Annotated in this window: 7 protein-coding genes and 1 riboswitch; of the genes, 4 read left to right on the top strand and 3 right to left on the bottom strand. The window is 65.2% G+C overall.

All coding sequences use genetic code 11. From position 1 onward, the window contains the following. Positions 1-5 precede the first annotated feature (5 nt). Positions 6-431 (bottom strand): nucleoside-diphosphate kinase, encoded by a 426-nt coding sequence (gene ndk, locus ACCQ03_RS07255; protein ID WP_002812972.1) that lies wholly within the window; start codon positions 429-431, stop codon positions 6-8. A 218-nt stretch (positions 432-649) separates the two neighbouring features. Between ndk and ACCQ03_RS07250 the strand changes: the two genes are divergently transcribed. The 3 genes from ACCQ03_RS07250 (at position 650) to ACCQ03_RS07240 (ending at position 5041) form a co-directional block, all read left to right on the top strand. Then, positions 650-1282 (top strand): TetR/AcrR family transcriptional regulator, encoded by a 633-nt coding sequence (locus ACCQ03_RS07250; RefSeq protein WP_209226929.1) that lies wholly within the window; start codon positions 650-652, stop codon positions 1280-1282. Between the two features lie 24 nt (positions 1283-1306). Then, positions 1307-3679 (top strand): 3-hydroxyacyl-CoA dehydrogenase/enoyl-CoA hydratase family protein, encoded by a 2373-nt coding sequence (locus ACCQ03_RS07245; protein ID WP_209226931.1) that lies wholly within the window; start codon positions 1307-1309, stop codon positions 3677-3679. 156 nt (positions 3680-3835) lie between these two features. Further along, positions 3836-5041 (top strand): acetyl-CoA C-acyltransferase, encoded by a 1206-nt coding sequence (locus tag ACCQ03_RS07240; protein WP_003482893.1) that lies wholly within the window; start codon positions 3836-3838, stop codon positions 5039-5041. A gap of 359 nt (positions 5042-5400) precedes the next feature. Here the strand turns inward: ACCQ03_RS07240 and crcB are convergent, their stop codons facing one another. Continuing rightward, positions 5401-5802, bottom strand: coding sequence for a fluoride efflux transporter CrcB (crcB, locus tag ACCQ03_RS07235; protein WP_039569841.1), 402 nt, complete (start codon positions 5800-5802; stop codon positions 5401-5403). 108 nt (positions 5803-5910) lie between these two features. Continuing rightward, positions 5911-5979, bottom strand: a riboswitch (Fluoride riboswitch). A gap of 2 nt (positions 5980-5981) precedes the next feature. Beyond that, complete coding sequence (locus ACCQ03_RS07230; protein WP_209226935.1) at positions 5982-7355, bottom strand: replication-associated recombination protein A; 1374 nt, start codon at positions 7353-7355, stop codon at positions 5982-5984. A gap of 165 nt (positions 7356-7520) precedes the next feature. On the opposite strand from ACCQ03_RS07230, the gene xopZ reads away from it, so the two are divergent. Continuing rightward, complete coding sequence (xopZ, locus tag ACCQ03_RS07225; protein WP_209226938.1) at positions 7521-11756, top strand: XopZ family type III secretion system effector; 4236 nt, start codon at positions 7521-7523, stop codon at positions 11754-11756. Positions 11757-11856 lie beyond the last annotated feature (100 nt).

The following is an 11856-nucleotide window of genomic DNA, read 5'->3' as shown; positions in this document are numbered from 1 at the left end:
CGGCCTCAGCGCGAGACCACTTCGGTGGCAGCAAAGAAATATGCGACTTCGTTGGCAGCGTTCTCGACCGAGTCCGAGCCATGGGCGGCATTGGCATCGATCGAATCGGCGAAATCGGCGCGGATGGTGCCCGGCGCAGCGTCCTTGGGATTGGTCGCGCCCAGCAGGTCACGGTGTGCGGCAACGGCGTTCTCGCCTTCCAGCGCCTGGATCATCACCGGGCCGGAAATCATGAACTCGACCAGGGCGTTGAAGAACGGACGCTCGCGATGCACGGCGTAGAAGCCTTCGGCCTCACGACGCGACAGCTGCTTGTACTTGGCGGCCACGACCTTCAGGCCAGCCTTCTCAAAGCGGCTGTAGATTTCGCCGATGACGTTCTTGGCAACGGCGTCGGGCTTGATGATGGACAGGGTGCGCTCCAGCGCCATGGGAAGTTCTCCGTTGGGCGGGCCACTGAAGGCCCGAGGCTATCATGAAAAAAACCCGCGACAAAACGCGGGCTTAGGCTTCTTTGCGATGGTCAATTCTATCTCGTCAACGATTCGTTTGCACACCGCCCCCTGAATCGTGCTGCGTTGCGACATGACCAGCTTGCAGGCGAGCCCGTAGACTCAAACAATCGTTTGATTGAGTCCTGTCTTCGCGCATGCCCAAGCCCGCCCACTTCTCCACCAAGGACCGCATTCTCGGTGCGGCCGAGGAGCTGTTCGCCCAGCACGGGTTCGCCGGCACGTCGCTGCGCCAGCTCACCACGCAGGCCGACGTCAATATCGCAGCGGTCAACTATCACTTCGGCTCCAAGGAAAACCTGGTCAACGAGGTGTTCCGTCGGCGCATGGACGAAATGACCGCCGCGCGCCTGCAGCAGCTGGAACTGGCGAAGAAATCGCAGCCCGGCGAGCTCACGGCCGTGCTCGCTGCCTTCGTCGAGCCGGCGTTGGCCATGGCGCAGGACCGCCAGAACGGCGGCGCGTTCGTACGTGTGATTGCGCGCGCCTACGCAGAAAAGAACGACAACCTGCGCAAGTTCCTGTCCGATCACTACGGGCATGTGCTGCGCGAATTCGGCAAGGCCATCGCCGGCTGCGTGCCGGGCTTGAGCAAGGAAGAGCTGTACTGGCGGCTGGACTTCCTGGCCGGCGCATTGACCTATGCCATGGCCGATTTCGGACTCATCAAGCGGCCGGCGGGCGTCAGCGAGGCCGACCATCGTGCGTGCGCGGCGCGCGAACTCATTCGTTTCGCGGAACCTGGGTTCCGCGCTCATTCCACACCGTAAACGTTCCACAAGAGGCCTACCGCTATGTCCAACCCGTTGCTAGTCCGTCGCGCCGCCGTGCTCGGTGCCGGCGTCATGGGTGCGCAGATTGCCGCGCACCTCACCAATGCCGGTGTCGACACCGTGTTGTTCGACCTGCCCGCCAAGGAAGGCCCGCAAGACGGCATCGTACTCAAGGCGATCGCCAATCTCGGCAAGCTGAGCCCCGCCCCGCTCGCCAGCAAGGCGCTGGCAGAAGCGATTACGCCGGCCAACTATGAGAGTGGCCTGGAACAGTTGCGCGACTGCGACCTGATCATCGAAGCGATCGCCGAACGCATGGACTGGAAGCAGGACCTGTACAAGAAGATCGCCCCGTTCGTGGCCGATCATGCCGTGCTGGCGTCCAACACCTCCGGCCTGGGCATCAACAAGCTCTCCGACGTGCTGCCTGAGCAGCTGCGCCACCGCTTCTGCGGCGTGCACTTCTTCAACCCGCCGCGCTACATGCACCTGGCCGAGCTGATTCCGGCCAAGGGCACCGACAAGGCCGTACTGGAAGGCCTGGAAGCGTTCCTGGTCACCACGCTCGGCAAAGGCGTGGTGTATGCCAAAGACACGCCGAACTTCATCGGCAACCGCATCGGCGTGTTCTCGATCCTGTCCACCATCCATCACACGCAGGAATTCGGCCTGGGCTTCGACGAAGTCGATGCGCTGACCGGCCCGCTGGTTGGCCGGCCCAAGTCGGCCACCTATCGCACCTCAGATGTGGTCGGCCTGGACACCATGGCGCACGTCATCAAGACCATGGGCGACACCCTGCCCGACGATCCGTGGCACCAGTACTTCAAATCACCCAAGTGGCTGGATGCGCTGATCGCCAAGGGCGCGCTGGGCCAGAAGGTCGGTGCCGGCATCTTCCGCAAGGTCGGCAAGGACATCGTGGTTGTCGATCTGGAGAAGCAGGACTATCGCCCGGCCGATCGTAACGCCGCGCCGGAAGTGGTCGAGATCCTCAAGATCAAGAACCCGGCCGAGAAGTTCGCCAAGCTGCGCGAAAGCCAGCACCCGCAGGCGCAGTTCCTGTGGGCCACCTTCCGCGACCTGTTCCACTACAGCGCCTACCACCTGGCCGATATCGCCGAGACCGCACGCGACGTCGACCTGGCAATCCGCTGGGGCTACGGCTGGTCGCTGGGCCCGTTCGAAACCTGGCAGGCCGCGGGCTGGAAGCAGGTGGCGCAGTGGATTGCCGAAGACATCTCCAACGGCAAGAGCATGAGCAGCGCGCCGCTGCCGAACTGGGTGTTCGACGGTCGCGATGGCGTGCATGGCGCCGAAGGCTCGTACAGCCCGGCGCGTGACGCCAAGCTGCCGCGCTCCGCGTTGCCGGTGTACAAGCGCCAGCGCTTTCCCGATCCGCTGCTGGGCGAGCAGTTCTCGCCGGGCGAGACGGTGTTCGAGAACGACGGCGTGCGCATGTGGCACGACGGCGACGACATCGCGGTGGTCAGCTTCAAGACCAAGATGAACACCGTCTCCGACCATGTGCTCAATGGCCTGCAGGAAGTGGTGGGCCGCGCGGAGAAGGATTTCGCCGGTCTGGTGATCTGGCAGCAGAAGGAGCCCTTCTCGGCCGGTGCCGATCTGGCCGGCGCGCTGGGCTTGCTGCAGGCCGGCAAGGTCGATGCGTTCGAAGCCCTGGTCGCCAATTTCCAGGCCACCAGCCAGCGCATCAAGTACGCGCAGGTGCCGGTGATCTCGGCCGTGCGTGGCCTGGCGCTGGGCGGCGGCTGCGAATTCCAGATGCACAGTGCCAAGACCGTGGCCTCGCTGGAGAGCTACATCGGCCTGGTCGAAGCCGGCGTCGGCCTGCTGCCGGCTGGTGGTGGTTTGAAGGAAATCGCGGTGCGTGCCTCGATCGCCGCAGGTCCGGGCGGCGATGTGTTTGCCGAGCTGAAGAAGACCTTCGAGACCGTGGCAATGGCCAAGGTCTCCAACTCGGCCGTCAATGCCAAGGAACTGGGCCTGCTGCGCGCCACCGACAAGGTGGTGTTCAACAGCTACGAAAGCCTGCACATCGCCAAGGCCGAAGCGCGCGCACTGGCAGAGGGTGGCTACCGCGCGCCGCTGCCGGCACGCCGCATCCAGGTCGCCGGCGACGTCGGCATCGCCACCTTCAAGATGCTGCTGGTCAACATGCTGGAAGGCCGCTTCATCAGCGAATACGACTACGAAATCGCCAGCCGCATCGCCACGGTGGTCTGCGGTGGCGAAGTCGATCGCGGCGCACTGGTCGACGAAGAGTGGCTGCTGAAGCTGGAGCGCAAGCACTTCGTCGAACTGGCCCAGCAGGAAAAGACCCAGGCGCGGATTGGGCACATGCTCAAGACCGGCAAGCCACTCAGGAACTGAGAATCGGGAGTGGGGAATCGGGAATGGGTAAAAGCCCAACCGACTCCCCGCTTCTCCCAATTATCTGCCGGGTGATGAAGATGGCGAACTCAGGCGAATCCGCACTTGCGATTCCCGATTCCCCACTCCCCATTCCCGGCTATCGGAGATAGCCAAATGAGCAAGCAGATCCAAGAAGCCTACATCGTTGCCGCCACGCGTACGCCGGTCGGCAAGGCGCCGAAGGGCGTGTTCCGCAATACCCGTCCAGACGACATGCTGGCGCACGTGCTGCGCGCCGTGGTCGCGCAGGCGCCGGGCATCGATACCTCGCGCATCGACGACGCCATCATCGGCTGCGCCATGCCCGAAGGCGAGCAAGGCATGAACGTGGCGCGCATCGGCGTGTTGCTGGCGGGCCTGCCCAATTCGGTGGCCGGCCAGACCATCAACCGCTTCTGTTCGTCCGGCATCCAGGCCATTGCCATGGCCGCCGACCAGATCCGGCTGGGCAATGCCGACCTGATGCTGGCCGGCGGCACCGAGTCGATGTCGATGGTGCCGATGATGGGCAACAAGGTGGCGATGTCGCCAAGCGTGTTCGCCGACGACCATGTGGCCATTGCCTACGGCATGGGCATCACTGCCGAGAAGGTCGCAGAAGAGTGGAAAGTGTCGCGCGAAGACCAGGATGCGTTCGCGCTGGCCTCGCACCAGAAAGCGATCGCGGCGATTGCCGCCGGCGAGTTCCGCGACGAAATCAGCCCGTACGAAATCCACTCGCACCAGCCCGACCTAGCCGGCAATGTGATCGCCCTGCGCAAGCGCCTGGTCGACACCGACGAAGGCCCGCGTCCGGACAGCTCGCTCGAGGGCCTGGCCAAGTTGCGCCCGGTGTTCCGCAACGGCCAGTTCGGCGGCAGCGTCACCGCCGGCAATTCCTCGCAGATGAGCGATGGCGCCGGTGCGGTGCTGCTGGCCTCCGAGCAGGCAATCAAGGATTACGGCCTCACCCCGCTTGCGCGTTTTGTCAGCTTCTCGGTGGCCGGCGTGCGCCCGGAAGTCATGGGCATCGGCCCGATCGCCGCCATCCCCAAGGCGCTCAAGCAAGCCGGGCTGACCAAGGACCAGCTGGACTGGATCGAACTCAACGAAGCCTTCGCCGCACAGGCCTTGGCCGTGATCCGCGACAGCGAGCTGGACCCCTCCAAGGTCAATCCGTTGGGCGGCGCAATCGCCCTCGGCCACCCACTGGGCGCCACCGGCGCAATCCGTGCTGCCACGCTGGTGCATGGCCTGCGCCGTCGCCAGCAGAAGTACGGCATGGTCACCATGTGCATCGGCACCGGCATGGGCGCTGCGGGCATCATCGAAGCGCTGTAAGGCCTGAGCCTGGCAATGCGGGATCGGCGGCGCTGCCGCTGGCGTGCTGCAGATCAAGCGGTCAACGAAGGCGTGCGCAAGCACGCCTTCGTCCGTTCTGCTCGGTGCTGACGAACAGCCAATTCGCGCTGCAGCGAAAGATTCGTGCTGCGTATCGGCCAAAGGCGCCAGGCGCACATCGGCAGCGGGGGCATCGACGTGCCGCCGCCACAGACTGCCAATCAGACTGCCTTGCAGCGACGGTTGCGTTGTTGGCACGCAGCAAACTCAGCACACGGGTGCCAGGCGACCCGACGCAGCAAGGCACCGCTGCACATTTGCCGACCTCGCGCTACCGCCGCCAGGACACGGGCCGCAGCCTATCGAGCAACCAGCCACTGTCCGGCGCGCGCACCGGCAAACACCAATGCCAGCCCAGCCACCAGCGTCACCGCCAGATAGATGCCGATCATCGTCGAGCGGTCGCTGCGCGCAAACACCAGGCACTCCATCATCAGCGACGAAAACGTGGTCAGCCCACCGATCACGCCAACGATCAACAAGGCCCGCAGCGGCCAGCTCGACGGCCCGCGTGCATCCAGCCAGACCAGCAACACGCCGGCCACGAACGACCCGAGCAGGTTCACCGTCAGCGTTCCCCACGGGAAGCCGGTACCGAAGCGCTGGATCAACGAGGCACCGATCGCAAAACGCAAGCCCGACCCCAGTGCGCCACCGGTCATCGCCAGCAACAGCTGCTGCCACCACACCGGTGCGTTCATGCGCGCGCCCCGCGACCAGAACGTGGCTTCGAAAAAAAAGTGTGCGACATCGGCGTCATCCTTCCAGAGTCAAGAGCGATGCCGGGGCACAGGCCTGCCGCCCCGGCGGGGTGGGCAGGCATCATCAGCGCGCAGGGTGCGTGCGGTTCGAGGAGGAATGCCATCTCCTGTGCGGCCGATTATGCCGTGGGCTTGCCGGCCTTGTCAGCCCTTGCCTGCGCGCGCGCCTCGCGCAGCCGATCGAGCTTTTCCTTCAGCTTGATCTCCATCCCGCGCGGCACCGGGTTGTAGTACACGCGCTCGCCCATCACATCCGGGAAGCCGGTCTGATCCAGCGCAATGCCGCCCTCGGCATCATGGTCGTACTGGTAATCCTGGCCGTAGCCCAGCGTCTTCATCAGCTTGGTCGGTGCGTTGCGCAAATGCAGCGGCACCTCCTGCGTGCCGGTGGCGCGCACTTCGGCCTTGGCCTGATTGAAGGCAGCATAGCCGGCGTTGGATTTGGCAGTGCTGGCCAGGTACAGCACCAGCTGTGCGAATGCCAATTCGCCTTCCGGGCTGCCAAGGCGCTCGTAGATGTCCCAGGCTTCCAGCGCCATGCTCTGCGCGCGCGGATCGGCCAGGCCGATGTCCTCGATCGCCATGCGGGTCAACCGACGCGCCAGATACGCCGGGTCGCACCCGCCATCGAGCATGCGCGTCAGCCAGTAAAGCGCTGCATCCGGGTTGGAGCTGCGTACGGACTTGTGCAACGCCGAAATCTGGTCGTAGAACTGCTCGCCGTTCTTGTCGAAGCGGCGCGTGCGGTCGGCCAGCACCTGCAGCAACGTCTGCGGCGTGATCTCGCCACCTTCGCCCGCCGCCAGTTCCGCCGCGATTTCCAACAGCGTCAGTGCCCGACGCACATCGCCGTCGGCGGCGCTGGCGATTTCCAGCAGCGACGCTTCGCTGACCTGGATCGTCTCCGCCCCCAAGCCGCGCACCGCATCGCGCAAGGCACGCTGCAGGGCTTCGACGATATCCTGCGGCGACACGCCTTCCAGCACATGCACGCGGCAGCGCGACAGCAACGCCGAGTTCAACTCGAAGGACGGGTTTTCAGTGGTCGCACCGACGAACAGAATCGTGCCGCGTTCGATATGCGGCAAGAACGCATCCTGCTGCGCCTTGTTGAAGCGATGCACCTCGTCGACGAACAACACGGTGCGGCGCCCGCCGGCAAAACGCTGCGCCGCCTCTGCCAGCACCTGCCGCACGTCCGGCAAGCCGGAGAGCACGGCCGAGATCGCCTTGAATTCGGCGTCGGCGTAGTGCGCAAGCAACAAGGCCAACGTGGTCTTGCCGCATCCCGGTGGTCCCCACAGGATCATGGAGTGCACACGCCCGGATTCGACCGCGCGCCGCAAGGCGCTGTCTGGCGCCAGCAATCGCTTCTGGCCCACCATCTCGTCAAGCGTGCGCGGCCGCATCCGCTCTGCCAAGGGGCCCATGGCGCTGCGATCGACATGCAGCAGATCGGGTGTGATCGAGTCGGGACGTTTGGCTTTGCTCACCCCTTCATTCTACCGCCTGCGCCTGATGGACGTTCCACAACGCAGTGTCCGGCCAGCGCTGGCAGAGGCAACGACGTTCTCTTTCCAAGCGACCACTTCGCGCGCGTGCAATGCATAAACTGCGCAGCGACATACTGTTACTCAGTAACGAGTGACCGCAATCGCGTGCCGGCATCCCGCATCAACCACGCGCTGCGCCAGCGCAAGCGGCACGTCCAGTGCACGGATTCCACCATGCCCCGCATTCCGCTTCGCCCCTCCGTCATCACCGCTTGCCTTCCAGGGATGGCCGAGACCATCTCGCATCCCTCCAAGCCTTCTGCGCGGCGGCAGACGCACAACAAACTGGCGACTCCGGACCCACGCGCGTTCGAGGCGGAACTGATCCAGGCACAGCAAGACCCGCTGGGTTGGTCCGCGACGCTGCTTGAGCAAGCAAGACAGCCAAGCAACCTCGAACCCGGATTGAAAGCCGCTCCCAAACGCAAACACGCTCTCCCGCGCGCCTGCAGGAAGGCTGCAGAGCGATTGGGGCTCAGTAGCGGCTCGCCAGAACCACACACGGCCCTGCTGCGCTATTGCTCGGTGCAGTACGAGCGGGACACACCAGCCGGCCCAGCGGATCGCAACGCCAACGTCGCCCGTGACCTGCGCGCATCCGCGCTGCTGCCCAATGCCACCGAGCATCTCAATGACGCGCTGATCACCCGCCTGCAGCAATCCAACGACGACCTGGCCGCACGCATCTGCCGGCGTCGCCAGGACGAACTGACCTACGCGCATGCACAAACGCTACAGGCTGCACGCGAGCAGTTGGCCCTGAGGGCCCGTCGCGCCGCCAACCTCAGCGACAGCATCAACGCGCTGACGCGCGAACGTGCGGACCTGTTGCAACAGCTGCACGGATGCAATGTGCAGACTGAAGCAGTGGCTGCCGCGATCCACGATCTCGAGTCGGACATCCTCGGCGCACGCGCGGCATTGAACGCGCCACCGGGCGATCAGCCGTCGCGCGCTGTCGCAGCGCACGCGGTCTCATCCTCGGCCAACGCGCCGCAGGACATCGATCGCGCACAGCTGCAGCGCGTCTGCACCCAGCTCGAACATGCAGTGCAACAGGCGCGCGCGCGCGGCGATGCGCTGGCCAAAACGGTCTTTTTCGTCCGTGGCTCGGCACAGGCAGCACACGCAGAGCCAGCACTTGCGAAAGCCAACGCGCAGATCGATCGATTGCAAAGCGCGTATGCGCAAGCACGCAATGCGTTGCAGTCAGATCAAGCAAGTAGCTCTGCCAACAAGCCGGCATCTCGCACGCTCGGCTCGCACCTTGCTGCGGAGCGGAAGCGAGAAATCGAGGCACTGCGCACACGACTGGGGCGCAACGCGAACATGCTGAACCTGCAGCGCCAGCATGCCAAGCGTTGCCAGCGGCATGCGCAGCGCCTACAGCAGCGCCTCGCCCAGGTCGACGCAAAACTGCAGCAGGCGCGGCATTCGTCGCGGATCAACACCAGGGAGCTGTGGCTGCACGAACAGACGGTCAGCACGCTGGAAGCTGCGAACGACGACATGCAACGCGTGGTGCAACAGGCAGCCGCACAGCCGCCGGCCGATGAGGCCCGGCCCGTCGCTGCCGATATCGCCGCCGACACCATGGAGGCCCTACTCGACGCCCTACCCGGCTTTCGCGAGGACACCATCGACCCCGTGAGTCGACAGGTTCTGCGCGCCTGGGCTGACGGCCTGCATGGCCGCAGCGCTGCGTTCGGGAGCGACGCCTTGCAGCCGGTCGACACGTTGCGCATTGCCCTGCACGTCTTGGCGATCGCCAGCGGGGGCGATGCCACGGCAGCGGCCGACGTGCTGCAACGCCTGAGCGTGGTGCACTTGCGTGCGCTGATTCCGCCGCCACAGGTCTCCACCGCTGCCGAGGCGGTCCCGCCGATGGAGATGGTCACGGCCTGCGTCGGCCTATTGGCCAGCGTTCCGCGCGGCATGCAGGTTCTTTCGCACATGCTGCGCGAAGAGCCCACGCCCCCTTCCAGGGAATGGCTGGAGGCGGCGCAGGTCCACCTGCGTGCCAGCCACCGGCTTGCACTGACGCCGGACGCAGAACAGGCGCAACGCACCTGGCTGGGCGATGCGCAAATGGGAGCGCGCCACGCCGTGCACGGAGATTCGCCGCTGCAGGGCCTGCAGTCTGCAACCGATGCCCAGCGCAGCGCGTTCCACGCATTCCGCAATGGCTACGAAACCACCGCGGCAGGCTCACCCTATGCCCGCGTCAACGCATGCCTGCAGATGTTTGCGCAGTGGGCGGCAGCAGGCAGCGGAAGGCGCGGAAAGCGCGCCCTCAATCCCTTCAATGCACTTGAGCTGGGAATGAAGGTCGGCGCCTCAGAAGCGCTTCCCACCGCCATGCGACGTGCCAACGACGCTTTTCGCGAGGCGGCCGGCCACCTGACCAGCTGGCTCGTCGCGCGCCGCCAGATCCAGCTGGCGGGCGGGCGAATGCCGTCGCAGGACGAGTTGGCGATGCAGGCGCTGTTGGAATACGCGCAATGGCTCCCACACGAGCAGAACGCGGCCAACCTGACCTTCACTGCCAAGGTGCTGGGCACGATCGAACGGCGTGCCCAGGAACTTCAGCGCTCGGTGGCGGCCTCGGTGAGCGCGACCGACGATCTGCAGCCGGCGGCGTGCCATCCGGCGATCGCGTCCGCCTGGGTTGCTGTGTGCGCGGGCCGCCTGCGTCTGCCGGAAACGCTGCGTCTGATCCAGCGCGGGCTGCTCGACCACGCCGGACAGCCGAGCGAGCTGCCGGTGGGTGCAGCGCCCTTGGCTGAAGATCTTGCGTCGGACGCGCGCAACCACTTTCATCGGGCCATTGGTCATGCCAGTCGTCTTCTGCACGAGGGCGACACCTCCCGCGTCAGATCGCCGCGTGCGCTGTTCGAATGCCTGCGCAACCTGATGGAACGGCTGGAATGGCGCGACAAGCTGCGTCTCACCGAACAACGGGTGATCGGGCTCAATACGGCGCCGCTGTCGGCCGCGCTTGCGATCATTCCCAGCGGCCTGGGACTGAAACTCGCCGCCGGCGGCCAGACCAGTTCCGATCGCTCGGTGGAGATCTACATGGGGCGAACCGGGCTGTCGCTGCAGATCGGGCGGCAAAAGGCGCGGCAGTTCAACGCTACTACCGGCATGAGCGCGGGCGTGCTGCTGCCGGGCACCGAACATGCACCGGTGGGCATCACAGGCGCAGCCGAGTGGCGCATGAAAAAGGAATCGGGTATCGAGCATGGCGTGCAAATCCGCGTACCACGGCGGGGCAAGGGCCAGGAGCTGGAACAGCGCGCGCAATTCCTCGCCATGTTCGAACACTTGCTGCAACTGGCCGAGCAATCCGGCGGCGATGCGGGCCAGTTGAGCGAGCGCGACTTTCTGGGGGAGCTGCTGGCGCACCACCCCAGCATCACCGTTGGCTTGATCGGCCGTGCCGAGCGCCAGGCTTCGGCCACCGAATCCAGCCTCAGCGTCGCAGCCGGCGTGCGCGTGGGAAACATGGACGACCGACCGCGTCGCGCCACCCTGGGGGCGTCGCTCGGCGTGAAAGCGCGGCGGGAAACCTCCCGTTCGCAAACGCCGATCGAAGGCTACATGACGATGGTGCTGAAGGACTCAAGCGCGCAATCCAGGGTAGAGATCGCAGGGCGCGCATCGGCCAGTGTCGTCGCCCAGCAGTGGACGCACCCAAGCACCGGCAATATGCCGCCCACGCCAGTGGCGCGGCTGTCCCTGGCCACCCTGGAGCTCGGCTACAGCAGGGAACTGCACTCGGCCGGCAGCAATACCTTCTCCACCTTGTGGATGTTCAACAACGAAATCGATCCTGTGCGCACGGATCGTGGCTTCGAATTCTTCAACTTCGCCTCTTTCGAACGCGAAGTGAAGCGCAACTGGCAGTTATGGACCCACTACGGAATCTCCAAACTGCAGGGCAAGGTCGACGACCAGCGGCTCTACATGGTGGCCGAGCGCCAGTTGCAGGACTTCATCGACCGGGTCCGCCTCCACATGCAAGACAACAAGTTCGCCTCGCTGATCGTGGACTGGGTATTGCAGGCAGAGGCTGCACCGCACCTGGACGCATTGCGCGCGCAGGCCCAGCTATTGCGCGTCGCCGGATGCGACGCGCAAGCGGCGGAAGCCGATCGCGCCTTCGATGCGCTGATCAGCCACCCAAGCATCTGGGAACCGACCATCCTGATCCTGCGCGAAAAAGGCAAACGCCAGCGCGAGCGAGGCATCGATTTCTTCATCAAACGCCAGACCAACCAGGCAGCGGAGGCGATGCGGACGGTTGGTCAATGGATCCCGTACGAGCCAGTCCCGTAGCGCGCCGGCATCGCGCTTGTGCGGGTGCATCGCTCAGGTCACGACCACTGCCGCGCCCTCGCAGGCACAGCCGCTCGCTGCACCATGCTTCACCCCTGCC

It is taken from the genome of Xanthomonas sp. NCPPB 3569 (assembly GCF_041475645.2).
Classification (GTDB): domain Bacteria; phylum Pseudomonadota; class Gammaproteobacteria; order Xanthomonadales; family Xanthomonadaceae; genus Xanthomonas; species Xanthomonas phaseoli.
The sequence above is the reverse complement of the archived record's forward strand: the minus strand, read 5'-3'. Positions and strand labels throughout refer to the sequence as shown.

What these genes read in the sequence shown, in the direction of transcription:
- ndk (WP_002812972.1), bottom strand. Translation starts at nt 431, where the DNA reads ATGGCGCTGGAGCGCACCCTGTCCATCATCAAGCCCGACGCCGTTGCC.
- ACCQ03_RS07250 (WP_209226929.1), top strand. Translation starts at nt 650, where the DNA reads ATGCCCAAGCCCGCCCACTTCTCCACCAAGGACCGCATTCTCGGTGCG.
- ACCQ03_RS07245 (WP_209226931.1), top strand. Translation starts at nt 1,307, where the DNA reads ATGTCCAACCCGTTGCTAGTCCGTCGCGCCGCCGTGCTCGGTGCCGGC.
- ACCQ03_RS07240 (WP_003482893.1), top strand. Translation starts at nt 3,836, where the DNA reads ATGAGCAAGCAGATCCAAGAAGCCTACATCGTTGCCGCCACGCGTACG.
- crcB (WP_039569841.1), bottom strand. Translation starts at nt 5,802, where the DNA reads ATGAACGCACCGGTGTGGTGGCAGCAGCTGTTGCTGGCGATGACCGGT.